The following is a 19599-nucleotide window of genomic DNA, read 5'->3' as shown; positions in this document are numbered from 1 at the left end:
GCGTTCCCGCTCGTGAGGTGCGTCAGGCGGGTGCCCCCGACAGCACTTCCACCTTGCCGGTGTCGAGTGAGTAGTAGGCGCCGACCACGGCGAGGCCGCCCTTGCGTACCAGAGGGGCGAGGTCCTGGTTGGAGCGGAGTTGGGTCGCGGTCAGGGTCACCTGGGCCCGGGACATCGTCTCGACGGGATCGTCGCCGCCCTCGCGCACCGCCTGCTCGTACGCCGGTCGCAGGGCCTCGGCGATGGCCTCCAAGTTGCCACGCAGCGGCTTGTCGTCCTGGAAGGACCTGTACGCGGACTGGACGGCGCCGCAGCGCTGGTGGCCGAGGACCATGATGAGCGGGGTTCCGCCGGTCATGGGGCCGTACTCGACGGAGCCCGTGACGACCGGGCCGGTCGCCTCGCCGCCGGTGCGCATCACATAGAGGTCGCCGAGGCCGGTGTCGAAGATGAGTTCGGGCGGCACCCGTGAGTCGATGCAGGACAGGACGGCCCCGAAGGGTTCCTGCTGCTGGGCGACGTACTCACGCCGGGTCGGGTCCCGGTCCGGATGTTCCAGGTGCCCGGTCACCCAGCGTGCGTTGCCTTCCATGAGGCGTGCGAAGGCTTCCGCGGGTGTGCCCGGCCGGGTCGGCGGCGAGGTGCTGATCACCGTTGTGGCCGCACCGGTCGACGCGCACCCCGCGAGCCCGGCCGCCGCGGCGGCGAGCGTGCCGGCCAGCAGCGTCCTGCGACGGTGACGTCCCGCTGTGTCCATGGCTCCATGGTCGGTGCGGCAGGCGCGACCCGGCGGCAGGCTCCAGCGGGCCCGGGAGACTATGCCCCCAACAGCCCACAGGGCCCGCACGACCGGGTCGGCGGCGGCTCGGGGTCAGGGTTCCCCGGGGGTCAGAGTTCCTCGACGAAGTACGGCTCGACGGTCATCCAGCCATTGCCCGCGGCACCGTTCAGCCGGCCGGTGGAGTTCCTGGACAGGGTGTACCAGGACTCCACGTAGTCGGGGTCGTCGGTGAACCACGAGTCGGGCATCGCGGCGAGGAGCGCGTTGACCAACGGGATGTAGGTTCCCTGGTCGGTCACGGTCAGCAGGGCGGTCGTGATCGCCTGCGCCAGGGCCTTGTAGTTGGTGCCGTCGTCGTCCTCCATCATGACGACGTCGGCGAGGTTGTACTTGTAGTTCGACCAGTTGACTAGGATCTGGTTCGGGTAGTAGACGGTGCCGTCGTAGTCCAGGTACGGCATGTCGACCGAGTCGACGCGCGGCTTGCCGTCCAGCCCGAAGCCGGTGACCAGGGAGAACGTCTCGGCGGCGCCCTTGAACCAGGGCTCCTCGTCGTCGCTCACCTCGACGGCCGTGACCTTGGTGGCCCACCAGCCGGCCGTGGCCCGCGCGTCCGCCCGGGCGGACGGGGAGGCGGCGAGCCCCCGGTCGGCGAACGCCTTGCGGAGCACCTCCAGTCCGGCCCGGTGCGCCTTGGAGACGTCGATGTCCAGCACATAGAGGGGGCGGTCGGGCACCCGGGCGGTGTCCACGGTGTGGGAGCGGCCCCGACTGTCGTAGGCCGTGATGCTGCCGGCGTGGTCGTCGGCCGCCGCGACCGCGACCCAGGGGTCGACGGCGGCGGTCAGGCGCGCGCGCATGGCCGGCGCGCCCAGCCGTATGCGCAGCAGCGACCCGGTCGACGCGGGCAGCCCCTTCAGCTCCGCGATGCGCCGGTCGGCGGCCGCCACCGAGGTGCTCAGGTGCCTGCCGGCGGGGTCCGTGGCCCGGCCGGCCAGCGCCCCCAGGTCCGCTTCCGCCGTGCCCAGCGCGGCCGAGCGCACCTGCGCCCGCCAGTGCGGGCTGCGCAGCGAGGAGGACAGTGACCTCGCGATCGTGTCCTCGACCTCGTGCACCTCGCGCAGCTGTGAATGCCGCGTCGCCGTCGCGCGGCCCGGCGTACCGGTCGGCGCCGACGCGATCGCCGGCTGGGCGGTGCCGCCGATGACGGCGGACAGCAGCACACCGATGAGCGCGCCGCGCCGCCTGCTTCGTCTTGTCACCGTGCTCCTCATGTCGTGGGGGACTCGCCTCAACGAGGCGTAATGACCTGAGCATGACAATTCAGTGGTTCAGTGGCTCAGCCACTTCCTCAGTGAAGCAGGGCGTCGTTCCGGCCGTCAACTACTTGGCGGAGCATGGAAGTTGGCGGCGCCCAGGATGCTCCTCGCACGGGAGGGCCGTACCCGGGGACGAAATCTTCAGTATGCGGGCGGGTCCTCCGGCCCGCATCCCAGCGAGCGGGTGTCCCCGGGCGGTACTAGAAAGGAATGAGTTGCCGGTGTGCCGGAGGGAGTGACCAGCGATGCAGATCGTGGTGGACCTCACCCGTTGCCAGGGCTACGCCCAGTGCGTGTTCCTCGCGCCAGAGGTGTTCCAACTCCATGGCGAGGAGGCCCTGCTGTACCACCCGGCCGTCCCCGCTGAACAGCTCGAACGCGCACGTCAGGCCGCCGCGGCCTGTCCGGTGCAGGCCATCCTGCTCGGCGAGGGGGTGAGTGCCGGTGGCCGCTGACCCCCGCGAAGGCCGCATCGTCATCGTCGGCGCGTCCCTGGCCGGGCTGCGGGCCGCCGAGAAGCTGCGCGAGGAGGGCTTCACGGGCTCGTTGACCGTCATCGGCGACGAGCCCCATCCGCCGTACGACCGTCCGCCGCTGTCCAAGCAGGTGCTGTTCGGCAAGGTGCCCGCGGACTCCACCGGACTGCCGATGCGCCGCGACCCGAAGGCGGAGTGGCGGCTCGGGGTACGCGCCACCGGGCTGGACATGCTCGGCAAGCGGGTGCTGCTCGCCGACGGCGAAGCGGTCCCCTACGACCGGGTGCTGATCGCCACCGGAACCCGGGCCCGGCCGTGGCCCAATCCCGAGGAAGCCGCCCTGGACGGGGTGATCACCCTGCGTACCAGCGACGACGCGGCGCTCCTCGCGCAGCGCCTGGCCGCCGGACCGCGCCGGGTGCTGGTGATCGGCGGCGGCTTCACCGGCTCGGAGATCGCCTCGGCATGCCGGGAGCACGGCCTCGCGGTCACGCTCTGCGAACGCGGACCCGCACCGCTCGTGGGCGCCCTCGGCGGCACCCTGGCCAAGCTCGCGGCGGCCATGCAGCGCAACAACGGCGTGGACCTGCGCTGCGACATCAACGTCACCCGGCTGCGCGGCAACGGCCAGTTCACCGGCGCCGACCTGTCCGACGGCAGCCATGTCGACGCGGATGTGTGCATCGTCGCCATGGGAGCGATCCGCAACGTCGAGTGGCTGGCCGACTCCGGACTCGCGGCCGGCCCCCGGGGGATCGCCTGTGACGCCGGATGCCGCGCCTTCAACATGTACGGCATCGTCACGGACAACGTCTTCGTGGCCGGTGACGTCTCGCGGTTCCCGCACCCGCTATTCGACTACCAACTGCTCTCCCTGGAGCACTGGCACAACGCGGTGGAGCAGGCCGAGGTCGCCGCCCACAACATGATCAGTCCGGAGCCGCTGCGCCGTCCGCACCTCGCGGTCCCCACCTTCTGGTCGAGCCAGTTCGGGCTCAACATCAAGTCCGTGGGCGTACCCACCTACTCCGACCAGGTGGTCATCGCGCAGGGGTCCCTGGAGGCGCGCCGTCTGGCGATGGTCTACGGCTACCGGGGCCGGGTGACCGCAGCGGTCACCGTCGACATGGCCAAGTCGCTGGAGTACTACCAGCGTCTGATCGAGACCGGTGCCCCGTTCCCGCCCCCCGTCGGCGCCTCGGACCGGCCCATGGCGGCGGAACTCCCGATGCCCTCCGACGTACCGGACCCGAGCAGGCTCTACCACGGGCCCAGCGTCGCGCTCACCGGCCACCTGCCGGACCGCCGACTGACCCTGGCGCCGCCCATCGCCTGATCCCGCCGGTTCCTTCGTCCGGACCCTCGGCCCGGCCCCTCTCCGTCCGGCCCCCTCCGTCCGGTCCGTCCCATCCCGTCCGTCCGTCCACGAGGAGTGCCCCATGACCCCCGACACCCTGCTGGAGCGGATCACCGACTACGCCAACCGCGCCAACCCCTGGCCGCTGTACGAGGAACTCCGGGAGTCCGGCCGTGTGGTGCCGCAGGCGGACGGAAGCTTTCTGATCGGCCACTACCACGACATCCTCGCCCTGCTGCACAACCCGCGGATCAGCGTCGACGGGCGTAACTCCGCCAAGGAGTTCGAGGAGGAGCGGCGACCGCCGTTCCTGCGACTCGACGACCCCGAGCACCACCGGCTGCGCACGCTGGCCATGCGGCCGTTCGGACCGCCGCACTCCCCCGCACGGGTCGATGCCATGCGCGACGCGATCGCCCGGATCACCGAGGAGCTGGTCGCCTCGCTCAAGGACCGCGAACGGTTCGACGTCGTCGACGACTTCGCCTATCCGCTGCCCGTGACCGTCATCTGCCGACTGCTCGGCGTGCCGCGCACGGACGAGTCGATGTTCAGCGAATGGACCGACGTGCTGGTCGCGTCCGCGGACATCGGACCCGCGGAGGACACCGCGGCACGGGACAAGGCGGCCATGCAGGCACAGCAGGAGATGGGGCACTATCTGCTGGATCTCGCCGATCACCGGAAGGGCGAGCCGACGGACGACATGCTGTCCGCCTTCGTGAACGAGTCCGACCCCGAACTGCGGCTGAGCGCGGACGAACTGGCGCAGACCGCGATCCTCCTGTTCATCGCCGGGCACGAGACCACGGTCAACCTGATCACCAACGGTGTGCTCACCCTGCTGCGTCGGCCCGACCAGCTGGAGCGGCTGCGCCGCGACCCCGGGCTGCTGCCCCAGGCGGTCGAGGAACTCCTGCGCTTCGAGCCCCCGGTGCACATGCGGGAGCGCTATCCACTGGCCGATCTGGAGGTCGCCGGCACCACCCTGCCCCAGGGCTCCACGGTGGTGCTGGCGCTGGCCTCGGGCAGCCGCGACCCCCGGCGGTTCAAGGACGCCGACCGGTTCGACCCCGGCCGCCCGGACATCGAGCACCTCGGTTTCGGCAGCGGTGTCCATCTGTGCTACGGCGCTCCGCTCGCCCGTATCGAGGCGCAGACCGCGCTCGGCGCGCTCATCCCCCGGCTGGGCAGCGCGACGCTGGTGGAGGACCCCCCGCCGTACCGGACCAACGCGATGCTGCGCGGGCCCCGGCACCTGATGCTCGACGTCAAGGGCTGGAACTGAGCCGGGGCACCGCACCGGCATCGAACAGCTCGGCCAGCACGGCCGCCAGGCCCGCTCGCGAAGTGACGTGCAGTTTCCGGAAGATACGGGTCAGATGACCCTCGACCGTCTTCACGGAGATGAACAGGTCCGCCGCGATGGCGTTGTTCGTGAGCCCGCGGGCGACCAGGGCGGAGATCCGGCGCTCCTGGTCGGACAGTGTGGGGCCCATCGGGCCCTGTCCCGGGCGTGGCTGGCGGGCGCCGATCTGCCGCTGCGCGTTCACGGCGAGGGTGCCGAGGTACCCGGCACCGCAGGCGTCGGCGAGGCGCTTGGCCCGGCCCGTGGCGGCCGTGGCGGCTTCGAGGCGGCGGGCGGCGGTGAGTGTGCGGCCCAGGGCGAGCCGGGCGCGGGCTTCGGCGAGGACCAGACCGGCGGCCGCGAAGCGGTCGGCCGCGGTGGCACGGAACTCGATGGCACCGCAGGCACAGGGGTCGTCGTCGTGGACGGCGGCCCGGGCGAGTGCCGCGTAGCCGCGCTGGCCCGGCAGCCCGGACGTCTCGGCGGCATCGGTCGCCCGTGCGGCCCATACGCGGGCGGCCGCGTTGTTCCCGCGGGCCGTCTCGGCCTGCGCCGCCGTGCAGTACCAGGTGGCCCGTAACGCCTGGATTGTCGCCGTACGGCCGGAGCGGTCCGAGTCGTGGGCGCCGATGACGGTGTGCAGGAGTTCCATGCAGGCGTCGGGCCTGCCCTGGTCCAGACGCAGGGCGGCCAGGGCGGCGGTGGCCAGCTCCCACAGTCTGCCGCGGCGCTCCACCAGGCTCAGGGCGTGTTCGGCGGCGGGTGTGGCGGCGGCCGGGCCGTCCCGCAGGGCGGTCGCCGTGGCGCGCAGGGTCAGGGCATGGCCGACCAGGTCCGGTCTGCCGAGCAGATGCGCGGTCTCCTCGGCGTGCGCCGCCGATGTCAGCGCGCCCGTGAGGTCGCCGGCCGCCTGCTGCGCATACGACTGACAGAGCGACAGGTACGCCATCATGCAGGTCTGCCCGGTGCGCCGGGCGACGCGGACGGCGCGGGACATGTGCCGGATCGCATCGCCGTGGCGCTCGGCGAGGGCCTCGGCCCAGCCGACCTGACCGGCCTCGTCCAGGAAGGTCGTGAGTTCCTGGTCGTCCATGACGTCGAGCGCCGCCGACGCCTCGCGCGCGTGGGACGTCAGCAGCGGGCCGCGTCCGCTGTAGGCGGCGCCCAGGGCGCGGCAGGCGGCGATCGCGGTGCGGGTGCGGCGGTCCAGCGGCGCGGGGGTGCGGGCGAGCAGGGCGTCGAGGTGTTCGTCGGCCTCCGCGTAGCGGCCCTGGGCCGTTCGCACGGTGGCGAGTTGCAGCCTCAGCGGGTTGGCGCGGGGGTCGTTCTCCGGCCAGCGCGCCACTTCGTCCTCCAGGGCGAGTCCGGCCGCCCTGGAGCTGCCTAAGATCCGTTCCACGACCGAGCGGAGCACCACGATCGGGACGCGGTCGGCGGGCCGGTCGCGCGGGATGAGGTCCAGAGCGTGAAGGAGGGCTTCTCGGCAGGCCGCGAGGTCGCCGGTCATCCCGCTGGCGTTGGCCAGCCCGAGCAGCATGCCGAGGCGGCGGGCGGGTTCGACGGAGCGGTCCGGTGGGGACAGGCGCAGGGCCGTACGGAGCCAGGCCGCCGCGATGGCGGGCGTGGTGCGCAGGGTGAGGGCGGCCGCCTCGGTGAGCACACCGACCGCTTCCCGGTCCCCGGGGTGTGCGGAGCGCACGACGTAGGGGGCCCGTTCCACCGGACCGGCGCCACTGAGCCACAGAGCGCGGTCCGCACGGCCGTTCGCGGCGAGGAACCAGCCGGGCGGGGTCTCCCAGGAGACCACCTCACGGAGCAACGGGTGCCGGAACTGGAGCAGTTGACGTGAGTCAGGTCGCTGCCCCGCCGGTGTCACGGGCCGGATGAGGTCCTTGGCGGCGAGTACGTCGAGCGCGTCGAGGGCGCCCGGGGTGGCCAGGTCGGCCACGGGGGCGACGAGCAGTGGGTCGAAGGGGTCGCCGAGGACCGCGGCGGCGCGCAGTACGGCGAGTTCACCGGTGGTGAGCAGGGCGATCTCGCGGGCCAGAGCCGCGCGCAGGGTGTCCGGGAGGTCGGCGAAGTCACCGGCGCCCTGCGCGGAGAGTTCGGCCAGCACTTCGAGGTAGAGCGGGTTTCCGCCGCTGACGGCGCAGAGTCGTTCGCGTCGGCCGGGGGTGTGGCCGGGGCCGAGCAGTTTCTCGCACGCGTGCCGGTCGAGCGGTGCCAGGGGCAGGCGCGACGTGGAGTAGTCGGCGGCGGCGTGCTGGAAGGAGGCACGCAGCTTGGCGGGGGCCTGCCGGGGCCGGTGGGCGCAGGCCAGGATCAGCGGGGTCCCGGGGGGCTGCCGCAGCAGATGGTGCAGCACTTCGAGGGTGCTCTCGTCGGCCCAGTGCAGATCGTCCAGACAGAGCAGCACCCCGTGGCCCCGGTCGGCACCGGCCAGCAGCCGGGCCACGGCGAGGTACAGCCGGTACCGTTCGACCCCGGGGAACCGGGACCGGCCGGTGACCGTGCCGGGAGCCCAGTGGGACAGCAGGTCGAGCAGCGCGGCCGTGTCCTCGTCGGGTGTTTCGCGCGCGTCCTCGGGTAGCAGGCCGGCGCACCGGCGGAGGGGTTCGGCGAACGCCGCGAAGGCGCGCTGCCGTTCCAGTTCGGAGGCGCGGCCGGAGAGTACGGTGAGGCCTTCGGACCGGGCGAGAGCACCGAGTTCGGTGAGGAGTCTGGTCTTGCCGAGCCCGGGGTCGCCGGTGATCTCGACAACGGTCGAATTCCCGCCCGCGCAGGCGGTGACGGCCGACCTCAGCAGGGCCATCTCCGGGTCCCGGCCTGCCAGGTGCCAGGGGGTGCGCGGGCCGGCCGTTCTCGCCGGTACGGATGTGCCCTGCCGTTCGTTCTGAGAAGTCATGGGCGCCTCAACTCTGTGTGGGTTGTGCGGCGGCTGGGGTGACACGGCATGCGGTGGTACGGGATTTCCCGGGCATCCTCGCCGGGTCCGGGCGGCCGGTCATCCGTGGAACTACGCAGACGGCTACCGAGCCTCTGGGCGCGCGGATGCCGGGGCGGGGGTGAGTCGGGACAGCGGGACGGCGGAGCGAGACCGTCCGGTACGACCGTGGCGAAGACACGGCGTTCCGCCTGCGGCGGCGCGGTCGTCGCCGACGGGGCGCGCCGGCTGACGGCCGGACAGGTGTGCGCAGCGCGTTGTGGTCACCAAGTCGCGGTGGCCGGCGTACTGGGCGAACCGGCCGATGGTCCAGTCGGCGTGTGCCGACTCCGTCAGCCGCGGATGCGGGCGGGTGCGCTGCCGCACCGCCCGTCCGTACGCGTCGACCGTGTTCGGCTCACGGGCGAGCCCAACGAGCTCAGGGCAGCGTGCATTCGGCGACGGCCGTCAAAGTCATCCCCAGCGACACGACGGGACCAACCGTGACGGTCCACGACTCCGGTGCGACGCCTCGCGCGTTGGCATAGACCGCGACAGACACTTGGACGCCTCCCGTCCTGTATCCGCCTCCTGTAAGGCGCTGCCCAGGCGGACATGTCGCGGTCGAAGTCGCTGTGCCGCTCAACGGCACGTTCACTGTGTTTCCTAGAAACTCCGCGGTGGCTACTGGCGGCCCTGGAGTTCCAGTTGCCCCCGTGGCACCGGTTGGGCCAGTCGCACCCGTCGGCCCAGGGACGCCCGTGGCGCCGGTCGCACCCGTAGCCCCAGCCGCGCCAGTGGCGCCGGGAGCGCCTGCGATGCCGGTGGCCCCCGTCGCACCAGTAGCACCAGTCGCGCCTGCAATGCCTGTCGGCCCAGTGAAGCCCGTAGCCCCAGTCGCACCCGTCACTCCGGGGGCACCAGTTGCACCGGTCACGCCAGTCGATCCGGTCGCACCCGTAGTGCCTGTCGGCCCGGTAACGCCCGTAGCCCCAGTGGCGCCAGTGGCGCCGGGAGCGCCTGTGATGCCGGTGGCCCCCGTCGCACCAGTAGCACCAGTCGCGCCTGCGATGCCTGTCGGCCCAGTAACGCCCGCGGCCCCAGTCGCACCCGTAGCGCCAGTTACTCCAGTCGCGCCGGTGGCGCCGGGATCTCCAGTGACTCCAGTCGCACCCGTCACTCCGGGAGCACCAGTTGCACCGGTCACGCCAGTCGATCCGGTCGCACCCGTAGTGCCTGTCGGCCCAGTAACGCCCGTAGCACCGGGAGCCCCTTCAGTGCCGGTGGCTCCAGTGGCACCGGCAGCACCCGCAGCGCCAGTCGCACCCGTCGCTCCGGGTTCGCCAGTCGCCCCGGTAGTGCCTGTCGGCCCAGTAACGCCGGTCGCACCGGTCGCGCCTGCAACGCCCGTAGCTCCAGTCTCGCCAGTGGCGCCTACGGCTCCGGTGGCTCCCGTCGCGCCTGTGGGCCCTGTTGACCCGGTGAAGCCCGTAGCCCCAGTCGCTCCGGTCATGCCCGCAATTCCAGTAGCCCCCGTCACACCAGCAGCTCCGGTCGCACCTGCAATGCCTGTCGGCCCAGTGAAACCCGTAGCCCCAGTCGCTCCAGTCTCGCCAGTCGCACCGGTAGTGCCTGTCGGCCCAGTAACGCCGGTCGCGCCTGCAACGCCGGTGGCACCGGTCGCGCCCATAGGCCCAGTCACGCCTGCAATGCCCGTCGGCCCAGTAACGCCCGTAGCTCCGGTCGCGCCAGCGCCGGTCGCACCGGTAGCGCCTGCTGGCCCGGTAACGCCCGTAGCTCCCGTCACCCCGGCCGCACCCGTAGCGCCGGTCGCACCTACAGCACCAGTAGCTCCGGTCGCACCTGCAATGCCCGTCGGCCCAGTAAAGCCCGTAGCCCCAGTCGCACCGGCCGCACCGGGAGTCCCTTCAGTGCCAGTGGCCCCCGTCGCCCCGGTCGCTCCCGTGGCACCAGTCGCACCCGCAGTACCAGCGGCGCCGGCAGCACCGGTAGCGCCCGCTGGCCCAGTAACACCCGCAGTACCGGTCGCACCTACAGGGCCAGTGGCTCCCGTGGCACCAGTCACGCCCGCAGTACCAGTGGCGCCCGCAGCACCGGTAGCCCCTGCTGGCCCGGTGGCGCCGGTCGCGCCCGCGGTGCCGGTGGCCCCCGTCGGACCGGTCGCACCTGTGGGACCCGTTGGCCCAGTCGCGCCTGTCGGGCCGTGTGGCGGCCGCGGCCGGTTGCAATCGGTGTGACTGCCGTGGTGTCCCTCGTTCTCCTCGGGGCACCACGGGACGCCTCCTGGATTTGCGGCGCTTGACTCTGTTCCCCGACCCACCGTCTTCGCCGCGGCAAGCGGGGGATTCAACGTTCCGGCCACCACAAGTACCAGCGAGGCAACACCACTCCACTTGACGGAACCGTGGCGTCGCGGAAGCGGCCCGAGTCGGGACTTGCTGATTTCAGGAAACACGCGTTCTCCGAATTTTCGCGAAGCCCCAGGCTGCCGCTGCTATCGCAACGCACAGACAAAACATCGTCAATCCGAACTAATACCACACATTAGAACGATAATCGGGTCCGCGGTCAGGGCGTCGACGAGCACGTAGGTTGCTTCACTCAGGCGGGTGGCACGGCCGTGCCACCCGCGAGGCTCCCTCACCCTTCCCCGACCGGAACGGCCTCGATCGGGGGTTTCCCCCGATGCTGGCGCGCGCCACCCACCGGCACGGTGGATCCCGGCAAGCGCGCCCGGCCGGTCCCCCTGTCCCCTACGCGCAGGAGCACATGTGCACGCCTCCGCGATCAGCCACACAGCAGCGAACACCCCGGACTCCGACGCCGACGCGCTGGTGGGGGACGTGCGGTTCTCCCTCATGGGGCCGCTCGCCGCCGAGGCACACGGGTGTGCGCTGTCACTCGGCCCGCTGAAGCAGCGGCTCGTCCTGGCCATGCTGCTGTGCCGTCCCAACGCGCTGGTACCGGTCGGTCTGCTGACCGAGGCGGTGTGGGACGGCGATCCCCCGAGGACGGCGCGCAAGAACCTCCAGGTGTATGTGTCGGCACTGCGCAGGACGCTCACCGAGGCCGGAGCGGCGGACCGGCTCGTGCTCCGCCCCGGCGGATATCTGATCCGGCTGGCCGAGTGCGAACTGGACACCCTGCGCTCGCAGTCACTCGCCCGCGCCGGGCGGGCCGCGGTCGCCGAGGCCGATACGGCGCGAGCCGCCCGGCTGTTCACGCGGGCGAGGATGCTGTGGCACGGTCCGGCGCTGCCCGAGCTGAGCTCTTCCGCGGTCCTGCGGGCCGAGGCGGAACGGCTGACGGCCCGCCATCTGGCCGTGTGCGAGGACTGGGCCGAGGCCGCGCTGGCGGCGGGCCAGGCTCGTGAGGTCGCCGAGGCCACCGCCGACCTCGTCGAACAGCACCCACTGCGGGAGAGGCTCCGTGCCGCCCAGATGACGGCCCTGCACCGCTCGGGCCGCCGGGCGGAGGCGATGGCGGCCTACGAGGAGTTACGGCAGTGTCTCTCCCGCGAGCTGGGTCTGTCGACGAGCCCCGCACTGGAGTACCTGTACCGTTCGATCCTCGCCGACGAAGCAGGCAATGCGGGTCATGCAGGCCCTTCAGGTCACGCAGGGCTTGCAGGTGAAGCCGGTCAGGCAGGTGAAGCCGGCGAAGCAGCAGGTCCCGGCGGTGCCGGCCCGGCCGCCCGGCGGCCCGCCCCAGTCCAAGTGCCCGCGGACACCACCGACTTCACCGGTGCCGCCGGCCTACTGACCGAGCTGGTGGAGACGGTCGGCGGCGGCGGACCCGCCCTGCTCGTCGGCCCGGCGGGCGCGGGCAAGACCGCCGCCGCCGTGCGGGCGGCACACCAGCTGGCCGACGGCTTCCCGGACGGCCGGATCGTCGTACGGCTGCGCGGCAACCACGGGACACCCCGCCCCCTGGCCGCGACAACCGCCGAACTGCTCGCGCTCACCGATGTGCCGCCGGGCTCGGTGCCCGCGGATCCGGAGCGGGCCGCCGCCCGGTGGCGGCAGTGGCTGGCGGACCGCAGGATCCTGCTGGTGCTGGACGACGCCCCCGAGGAGGCCGCCGTACGCCCGCTGTTGCCGGACACCGGACCCGCGGCCGTCGTCGTCACCGCCCGCGGCCAGCTCGCCGGGCTCGCCCCGGCCCATCGTGTACGGGTGCCGCCCATGCCGGTGCCCGAGGCGCTGGACCTGCTCACCCGGCTCATCGGCACGGCCCGGCTGCTGGGCGACCCGCCCGCGGCCGAAGGGATCGTCACAGCCTGCGGTTCACTGCCCCTGGCGATACGGGCGGCGGGTCTCAAGCTCGCGGTCCTGCCGCATCTGCCGCTTGCCGAGTTCGCGAGCCGACTGGCCGACCCCGCCGCGGTGCTGGACGAACTGGCCGTGGGCGACATCGACGTACGGTCACGGGTGGCCGAGGAGTGGTGGCAGCTGGACGGGGCCCACCGCCTCGCGCTCACCCGGCTCGCCCGGCTGCCGCTGGCGGAGACATTCACGCTCGAGGATGCCGCGACCGCCCTCGGGTGCGCGGCGGGCCAGGCGCGGCGGGAGCTGGAGCTGATGATCGAGGCCGGTGCGGTCGTGTCGCCCGGCAGCGAGACGACCGCGCACGCGGCCGCGTACTCCCTGCCGTACCTCACCCACCTCTACGCCAGGGAAACGGCGTCGGCCGGCCGGGTCACGGCGGAAGCACCACACCCGAGCTGCGGGCATGCCATTTCCGTACCGTCCCCATCCCCGGTCTGAACCGGCGGATGGCAACCATGGTGCGTGATGGCCGTGAACGGACGGCGGGCGAGGGGGCGGGGAGGCGGTCCATGGAACTGGCGGAGTTCATCGGCCTTCGGCCGGTTCCCTGTGCCGGTCTGCTGCTCACGCTCACCCGGCGCTGTCCCCTGCGGTGCGCCCACTGCTCCACGTCGTCCACGACGGCCGGTGAGGAGCCCGACGCGGAGCGGTTGCTGAGGTTCGTCGGCTCGTTCACCGCCGACGACCGGCCGGAGGCCGTCATGCTGACCGGCGGGGAGCCGTTGCTGCTGCCAGGCCTGGTGCGCGGGCTGGCCGCCAGGATCCGGGCCGCGGGCGCCCGCAGCGTGCTGCTGAGCGGGATGTTCTTCGCCCGGGGCGGCCGTGTGCCGTCGCCGGTGATGCGGGCGATCCGCGCCGTGGACCACTTCTCGGCGAGCCTGGACGCCTACCACGAGCGGGAGATCCCACGAGGCGACGTCTTCCGGGTGATGCGGCAGGTGCTGGAGTCCGGGATCCCCGTCAGTTTCCATCTCACCGGCAGCGGGCCCGAGGACCCCTATCTGGCGGACGTGACCGGCGCCGTCCGTCGGGAGTTCGCCGACCGGGTGCCGATGCTGGTCAACGAGGTGCGTCCGGTGGGCCGGGCGGCCTCGTGGGTCCCGGCGACCCCCGCGCGGCTCCTCGACGCGGGGCGGGTGCTGCCGTGCGCGATGGCCGCGTGGCCGACCGTGGCCTTCGACGGTGCGGTGCTGGCCTGCTGCAACCAGGTGGTGGTGGACCGCAGGCCGGTACCGGAGCATCTGTCGCTGGGGCACATCGAGCGGGACGACTGGGCCGCCGTACGGCACCGTTCGCTGTCGTCGCCGATGCTGCGGATGGTCCGGGCGGTGGGCCCCGCCCATCTGCGCGCTCGGTACACCGACGAGCCCGACGGGGCCTGCGGGGCCGGTTATTGCGCCGGATGCCGGAGTCTGTCCGCGCGCCCGGAGGTGGTGGCCGGTGCGGCGCGGGACGCCTCGGGACCGGCCGGTGAGCTGCTGGACCGGGAGGCCGCCCGGATACAGGCCGAGGCCGGTCCGGTGGCTCTGCTGCGGCGCTACGGCTGCGCGCCCTACGCCCCGCTGGTGGCGCTCGCGGGAACCGCCGGGGCCGGGGAACGATGACCGGCCGGGTGGGCGCGGCGGCCGGGCTGCGCGTCAAACTCGGCCTGGCCGCACCGCCGTTGCGGGCCGCCACCGCCGCGCTCTGGCGACCCGGTCCGGCCGGTCTGCGCCGACGCTATGTGGAGTACCTGTACGCGATGCACGCCGTGGTGCGGGCGTCCGTCCCGCTGCTGGAACGAGCCGCGCGCCGCTGTGCGGAACTGGCCGGGGACGACCCGGTCGCCGAACCCCTCGGCCGGTATCTGGGCAGCCACGCCGAGGAGGAGCGGGGCCACGACACATGGCTGCTGGAGGACCTCGCCGCCGCCGGGGCCGACCCCCGGGCGGCCCTGACCCGGCTGCCGTATCCGCTCGTCGCCGATCTGGCCGGGGCCCAGTACTACTGGATCGAGCACCACCACCCCGTGGCCCTCCTCGGCTACATCCGGGTGCTGGAGGGCAACGCACCGGCGCCCTGGCTCGCGGACCGGCTGGCGGCGGACACCGGGCTGCCCGCCGCCGCGTTCCGCACCGTGCGCGAGCACGCCGAACTGGACACGGACCACCTCACCGACCTGGACGACCTGCTGGACACCCTGCCGTTGACCGCCTCCCAGCAGGCCGCGGTGGGCGTCAGCGCCCTGCGTACGGCCGACGGGATCACCCGTCTGTTCTCGACCCTCGCGACCGAGCCGGGAGGCCCGTCATGACCGACGACAGCGCAGCCATCGACCGACTGAACCAGGCGGGCTTCGCCGTGCACGCGCTCACCGAGGAGCAGCAGGAGGTGCTGCGCGGGCTCACTTCCCACGAACTGGACCTGCTGGTGGACATCAAGTCCCGGCTGGACGAGGTGGGGCCCGAAGTGCAGGCACACAGCGAGATCGCGGGCGGCGCGCTCTTCTGACCACCGCCCGCCGACGCCCGTTCTCTCCCCCCTCCCCGCCCGTGCCTTGCCCGAAGGGACCCGGACCATGACCTGCTCCGCATGCGCGTGCGCACTGCCGTCCGGGGCCCGGTTCTGCCCGTCGTGCGGAGCGCCGTGCGCGTCGGCCGCCACCGAGGCGACGGACGGGGCACGCACCGAGTCGCGCAAGGTCGTCACCGTCCTGTTCTGCGACCTGGTGGGCTCCACCGCGCTGTCCGGCGACCTCGACCCGGAGACCCTGCGATCCGTGACACTGCGCTACTTCGAGTTGATGCGAGGTCAGATCGAGTCCCACGGCGGCACGGTGGAGAAGTTCATCGGGGACGCGGTCATGGCGGTCTTCGGCGTGCCGCTGGTGCGGGAGGACGACGCCCGGCGGGCGCTGGCCGCCGCCCTCGCCATGACCGCCGCGCTCGATTCCCTGAACGCGGAGCTCGACACGACGCTCGGGGTCCGGCTGAACGTGCGCATCGGCATCAACACCGGCCAGGTGGTGTCCGGTTCGGACGCCTCGGCCCGCCAGGCGCTGGTCTCGGGCGAGACCGTGAACGTCGCCGCCCGGCTGGAGCAGAACGCCGGTCCGGGGCGGATCCTGATCGGTCCGTATACCCTGCGGTCCGCCGGTCCCGCCGTACGCGTCGAACCGGTCGGACCGTTGTCGCTCAAGGGCAAGTCCGAGCCGGTGCAGGCCTACCGGCTGCTCGGGCTCGGCGAGGACGATCCCGAGGCATGGCGCCGCTTCGACGTGCCCTTCGTCGGACGCAGCGCCGAACTGGCGTCGCTGGACGCCGCGTTGGCGGAGATCTCCGACGGGCGCGGGGCGCGGCGGGTGCTGGTGCACGGGGAGCCCGGCATGGGCAAGACGCGGTTGCTCCGGGAATGGCTCGGAGCCGGCGCCTTCCGGTCCGGCGTCGGGCGTTGCCGGCTCTACGGCGGCCGGGGCAGCCTCGGTCCGCTGGGCGACGCGGTGGCGGCGCTGACCGAGGCGGCCCCTCCCGCGCCCGGTGTCACCGACGCATTGCGGGTGCTCTCCGCCGGTCTGCTGCTCGACGGTACGCCGAGCCCTTCGCTCGACGACACCTGCGCCGCCCTCGTCCGGCTGCTGACCGCGCTGTCCGTGTCGGGCCCGGTGGTCCTGGCCGTCGACGACTGCCAGTGGGCCGGGCCGCTGCTGCTCGACGTCCTGGAGCGGCTGGTCCGTGAGCTGGGGCAGGCCGCGGTACTGCTCGTGTGCGCGGCCCGGCCCGAGCTGCTGGAGAGCCGTCCGGGCACGGCCGAAGGGCTGGTGCGGGCGCTGCCGCTCGGGGGCCTGTCCCACGAGGAGTCCGCGGCCCTGGCCGCCGGGCTGGCCGACGTCAGCGCGCACGGGAGCGCCGCGCCCGGCCGGCTGCTGGAGCGGGCCGGGGGCAATCCGCTGCATCTGGAGCACCTGGTGGCGGCCGCCGCGGAGGCCGGGTCGCGGGACGAGCTGCCGCCGACCGTACAGGCCCTGCTCGGAGCGCGGATCGACGCCCTGGAGCCGCATGACCGCGCGGTGCTTGACCAGGCGTCCGTGCTCGGGCGGGAGTTCGCGGCGAGCGAGCTGGCCGACCTGTGCGGTTCGCCCGCCGGTGTGCGTGCCGCGCTGCCGAGGCTCGGCCGGCGGCTGCTGGTGGAGCCCGGCGGCGAGATGTCCTTCCGGTTCAGCAGCGGGCTGGTGCAGGAGGTGACGTACACCTGCATGTCCAAGCGCGCGCGGGCCGAAGGGCACGAGAGGGCCGCGGAGTTGCCGTCCGTGCGGGCGGCCGGGCAGGCGGCGGTGGGCGTGCACCTGGAGCGGGCGCTCGGCTACCGGGTTGAGCTCGGACGGCTCGACGACCGTACCGAGGCGCTGCGCGGCCGGGCGGCCGAGGCCCTCGGCCGGGCCGGGGCACAGGCGCTCGCCCGGTCCGACCTGCATCGGGCGGAGGACCTGCTGACCCGGGCCGTGGCGCTGTACAGGACCGGGCAGCCCGGTCGGCCCGGTGCCGTGCGGCGGCTCGGCGAGGCGCGTTCCGCGCTGGGCCGGGCGGACGAGGGCCGGGGTCTGCTCCGGGAGGTCCGTGCGTCGTCGGCCGATCCGGTGGAGGCGGCACACGCCCGGCTCGCCCTGGCCGTGCTGGGCGACGGCGAGGACGAGTCGCCCGCGGCGGCCGCCGAGGTCGTACTGCCCGTGTTCGAGTCGGCGCGGGACGAGCTGGGCCAGGCGCGGGCCTGTCTGCGGCTTGCCCAGCGCGATCAGGCCCTCGGACGGCACGAGGACGCGGACCGCCGGCTCACCAGGACGCTGTCCCACGCGGTACGCGCCGACGGCGAGCCGGAGCGGGCCGCGGCCCTGGGTGCGATCGGCGTCTCCCTGTGGCGTGGCCCGGTACCGACCGCCGAGGCCCGGACCCGGTGCCGGGCGCTGCTCGACGAGCACGGCGGCGGTCGGCGGACGGTACGGCTGACCCTGAACTGTCCGCTGGCCGTGCTGCTGGCCCTCCAGGAGAGGTGGAGCGACGCACGGGAATGCCTTGCGGAGGCCGCGCAGGTCGCGGGTGAGCTCGGGTATGCGGAGACCGAGGTCGTCCTTCCGCTGTTCGGTGCGATGGTCGAGGCGCCGGCGGGACAGCGGGCGAAGGCCCTCGCGCTGCTGGACTCGGCGGCCGCGGCCGCCCGGCGGCTCGGGGCGGCGGCCCTGCTGGACAGCGTCGGCCTGGAGGCGGCGCGGCTCCATCTGGACGGCGGCGACGTGTCCGCGGCCGCCGACGCGCTCGGGCGGATCCGCCGGGGCGGGGACCGTACGCACGCCGAGGCGGCGGAGTTCGACGGCCTGTCGGGCCGGGTCGCGGCCGCGCGGGGCAGCCGTGCGGCGGCGCTGCGGCTGGCCGCTCGCGCCGTCCGCACCGCGGCGCGGACCGACTCCCCCGTGGTGCGCGCCCTCGCCAGGCTCGACCAGGCGCACGCACTGCGGGTGCTCGGCCTGGCCGGACCGGCCGCCGAGGCGGCACGGGCCGCCGGTGCGGTGTTCACCGCCAAGGGGCATCTGCCCGGGGTGCGCTGGGCCGCGGAGGTCCTCGACGAACGCATCGGCACCGGACGAAATGAGCGAGGATGACGTCAGCGCCGCCGCACGGTCTCACCTGGCGCCTGCTCGGCAAGCGTCCCGAGGACATCCCCGTGGCCGCCGACCAGGTCGGCCCGCCGGGCGCTCCGGCCGACGCCACCGGCCGGGGGGTGCGGGTCTGTGTGATCGACTCCGGTGTCGAGGCCGGTCATCCGTCCGTCGGGCCGGTGAACGGCTCCTGGGTGGTCGTGCAGGACGACAGCGGGATCCGGGTCGAGGAGACCGAGGCGCGGGACACCTGCGGTCATGGCACGGCTTGCGCCGGGATCATCCGGCGGGTCGCGCCGGACTGCGAGCTGTACAGCGTCCGGGTGCTCGGCGAGCGGTTCTCCGGCACCGGTGACGTGCTGCTCGAAGGGCTGCGGTGGGCCGTGGGGCAGGGCTTCGACGTGATCAACCTGAGCCTGTCGACCACCCGGACGCGTTTCGCGCAGGACCTGCGGCTCATCACCGACGAGGCCTACTTCAACCGCACGGTGGTCGTCGCGTCCGCGCACAACGCCCAGGTGGAGAGCTTCCCCTGGCGTTTCGCCTCGGTGATCTCGGTCGGCAGCCACGGGGAGGCCGACCCCGAACTGCATCTGTACAACCCTTCTCCGCCGGTCGAGTTCTTCGCCCCGGGCCAGAACGTGGAAGTGGCCTGGCTGGGCGGCAGGACCATCCGTTCGACGGGCAACAGCTTCGCGACGCCCTACATCACCGGCATGTGCGCACGGATTCTGTCCCACGGGCCGCGCATGACCCCGTTCCAGCTCAAGAGCGCCCTGTACGCCTGCGCAGCCAATGTCCACTAGCGAAGGTGCCGTGATGTCCCTCGATACCCAGTCCGCGAGCACGTCGAACGATCCGATGGCGCTCGAACTCCTCCAGTCCGTGGTCGACGTCGCGCGGGCGATCTTCGGCGCCGAGGCCAGTTCGGTGTTCCTGCTGGACGAGGAGGCGGACGAACTGGTCTTCCAGGCCGTGTCCGGGCGCGGTGAGGACTTCCTCGTCGGCCGGCGCTTTCCGGCGGGGCGCGGTATCGCGGGCTGGGTGGCGGTGTCCGGGGAGCCGATCGTCGTGGACGACCTCTCCGACAATCCGTCGTTCGACCGTTCCCTGGCCCAGTCCACCGAGTATGTGCCGAACGCTCTGATGGCGGCCCCGCTGGTCCACGGACAGCGGATCCTGGGCGTGATCGAGGTGCTGGACCCGGCCGACCAGGCGCGCTCCAGCCTGCCGGAGCTCGATCTGCTCTCGCTGTTCGCCCGGCAGGCGGCGACCGCGCTGGCCTTCAGCCTGTCGAGGCGGGCCGACGCGAAGGAGGCGGCCGCCGGTCTTCCCCCGGGGCGCAGGGCGGCGGCCGCGCGGCTGGTCCGTGAGCTGGAGCGGCTCCTGACGGACGCTCCGGACCGGTGAGGCACGGGAG

Annotated in this window: 13 protein-coding genes; 10 read left to right on the top strand and 3 right to left on the bottom strand. The window is 73.2% G+C overall.

Annotation, left to right across the window (positions count from 1 at the left end; translation table 11 throughout):
- Positions 1 to 22: 22 nt before the first annotated feature.
- On the bottom strand, positions 23 to 757 hold the full coding sequence (locus tag ACIPK3_RS08910) for a carbonic anhydrase (protein WP_402567558.1): 735 nt from the start codon (positions 755 to 757) through the stop codon (positions 23 to 25).
- Between the two features lie 131 nt (positions 758 to 888).
- Positions 889 to 2043, bottom strand: a complete 1155-nt coding sequence (locus ACIPK3_RS08905) for a DUF3103 family protein (RefSeq protein WP_402567557.1) — start codon at positions 2041 to 2043, stop codon at positions 889 to 891.
- A gap of 302 nt (positions 2044 to 2345) precedes the next feature.
- Between ACIPK3_RS08905 and ACIPK3_RS08900 the strand changes: the two genes are divergently transcribed.
- From ACIPK3_RS08900 to ACIPK3_RS08890, 3 genes are all read left to right on the top strand, one after another.
- On the top strand, positions 2346 to 2555 hold the full coding sequence (locus tag ACIPK3_RS08900; RefSeq protein WP_402567555.1) for a ferredoxin: 210 nt from the start codon (positions 2346 to 2348) through the stop codon (positions 2553 to 2555).
- Positions 2545 to 3912 (top strand): NAD(P)/FAD-dependent oxidoreductase, encoded by a 1368-nt coding sequence (locus tag ACIPK3_RS08895; protein WP_402567553.1) that lies wholly within the window; start codon positions 2545 to 2547, stop codon positions 3910 to 3912. Before ACIPK3_RS08900 ends, ACIPK3_RS08895 begins: the two co-directional genes overlap by 11 nt.
- Before the next feature lie 103 nt (positions 3913 to 4015).
- Positions 4016 to 5221 (top strand): cytochrome P450, encoded by a 1206-nt coding sequence (locus ACIPK3_RS08890; RefSeq protein ID WP_402567551.1) that lies wholly within the window; start codon positions 4016 to 4018, stop codon positions 5219 to 5221.
- Here the strand turns inward: ACIPK3_RS08890 and ACIPK3_RS08885 are convergent.
- Positions 5205 to 8186, bottom strand: coding sequence for an AAA family ATPase (locus tag ACIPK3_RS08885; RefSeq protein ID WP_402567549.1), 2982 nt, complete (start codon positions 8184 to 8186; stop codon positions 5205 to 5207). The genes ACIPK3_RS08890 and ACIPK3_RS08885 overlap by 17 nt on opposite strands.
- Positions 8187 to 10996: 2810 nt before the next feature.
- Between ACIPK3_RS08885 and ACIPK3_RS08880 the strand changes: the two genes are divergently transcribed.
- The 7 genes from ACIPK3_RS08880 (at position 10997) to ACIPK3_RS08850 (ending at position 19589) form a co-directional block, all read left to right on the top strand.
- Entirely contained in the window at positions 10997 to 12991 is a 1995-nt protein-coding gene (locus ACIPK3_RS08880) for a BTAD domain-containing putative transcriptional regulator (RefSeq protein ID WP_402567548.1), read from the top strand.
- Positions 12992 to 13062: 71 nt separating this feature from the next.
- The gene (locus ACIPK3_RS08875) at positions 13063 to 14157 is read left to right on the top strand and encodes a radical SAM protein (protein WP_402567546.1); all 1095 of its coding nucleotides are present in this window, start codon (positions 13063 to 13065) and stop codon (positions 14155 to 14157) included.
- Positions 14154 to 14846 (top strand): iron-containing redox enzyme family protein, encoded by a 693-nt coding sequence (locus tag ACIPK3_RS08870; RefSeq protein WP_402567544.1) that lies wholly within the window; start codon positions 14154 to 14156, stop codon positions 14844 to 14846. The genes ACIPK3_RS08875 and ACIPK3_RS08870 overlap by 4 nt, the downstream gene beginning before the upstream one ends.
- Positions 14843 to 15043: an aroma-sacti cluster domain-containing protein gene (locus ACIPK3_RS08865; RefSeq protein ID WP_402567543.1), complete on the top strand. Its 201-nt coding sequence runs from the start codon at positions 14843 to 14845 to the stop codon at positions 15041 to 15043. Before ACIPK3_RS08870 ends, ACIPK3_RS08865 begins: the two co-directional genes overlap by 4 nt.
- A 67-nt stretch (positions 15044 to 15110) precedes the next feature.
- Positions 15111 to 18182 (top strand): adenylate/guanylate cyclase domain-containing protein, encoded by a 3072-nt coding sequence (locus ACIPK3_RS08860; protein ID WP_402567541.1) that lies wholly within the window; start codon positions 15111 to 15113, stop codon positions 18180 to 18182.
- The gene (locus tag ACIPK3_RS08855; RefSeq protein WP_402567539.1) at positions 18179 to 18985 is read left to right on the top strand and encodes a S8 family peptidase; all 807 of its coding nucleotides are present in this window, start codon (positions 18179 to 18181) and stop codon (positions 18983 to 18985) included. Before ACIPK3_RS08860 ends, ACIPK3_RS08855 begins: the two co-directional genes overlap by 4 nt.
- A gap of 13 nt (positions 18986 to 18998) precedes the next feature.
- Positions 18999 to 19589 carry a GAF domain-containing protein gene (locus ACIPK3_RS08850; RefSeq protein WP_402567537.1) on the top strand — a complete coding sequence of 197 codons (591 nt, stop codon included), beginning with the start codon at positions 18999 to 19001 and terminating at the stop codon, positions 19587 to 19589.
- Positions 19590 to 19599: the final 10 nt, after the last annotated feature.

The organism is Streptomyces sp. NPDC086787 (genome assembly GCF_044745865.1).
GTDB lineage: Bacteria > Actinomycetota > Actinomycetes > Streptomycetales > Streptomycetaceae > Streptomyces.
The sequence above is the reverse complement of the archived record's forward strand: the minus strand, read 5'-3'. Positions and strand labels throughout refer to the sequence as shown.

What these genes read in the sequence shown, in the direction of transcription:
- ACIPK3_RS08855 (WP_402567539.1), top strand. Translation starts at nt 18,179, where the DNA reads ATGACGTCAGCGCCGCCGCACGGTCTCACCTGGCGCCTGCTCGGCAAG.
- ACIPK3_RS08910 (WP_402567558.1), bottom strand. Translation starts at nt 757, where the DNA reads ATGGACACAGCGGGACGTCACCGTCGCAGGACGCTGCTGGCCGGCACG.
- ACIPK3_RS08860 (WP_402567541.1), top strand. Translation starts at nt 15,111, where the DNA reads ATGACCTGCTCCGCATGCGCGTGCGCACTGCCGTCCGGGGCCCGGTTC.
- ACIPK3_RS08850 (WP_402567537.1), top strand. Translation starts at nt 18,999, where the DNA reads ATGTCCCTCGATACCCAGTCCGCGAGCACGTCGAACGATCCGATGGCG.
- ACIPK3_RS08885 (WP_402567549.1), bottom strand. Translation starts at nt 8,186, where the DNA reads ATGACTTCTCAGAACGAACGGCAGGGCACATCCGTACCGGCGAGAACG.
- ACIPK3_RS08870 (WP_402567544.1), top strand. Translation starts at nt 14,154, where the DNA reads ATGACCGGCCGGGTGGGCGCGGCGGCCGGGCTGCGCGTCAAACTCGGC.
- ACIPK3_RS08900 (WP_402567555.1), top strand. Translation starts at nt 2,346, where the DNA reads ATGCAGATCGTGGTGGACCTCACCCGTTGCCAGGGCTACGCCCAGTGC.
- ACIPK3_RS08890 (WP_402567551.1), top strand. Translation starts at nt 4,016, where the DNA reads ATGACCCCCGACACCCTGCTGGAGCGGATCACCGACTACGCCAACCGC.
- ACIPK3_RS08875 (WP_402567546.1), top strand. Translation starts at nt 13,063, where the DNA reads ATGGAACTGGCGGAGTTCATCGGCCTTCGGCCGGTTCCCTGTGCCGGT.
- ACIPK3_RS08865 (WP_402567543.1), top strand. Translation starts at nt 14,843, where the DNA reads ATGACCGACGACAGCGCAGCCATCGACCGACTGAACCAGGCGGGCTTC.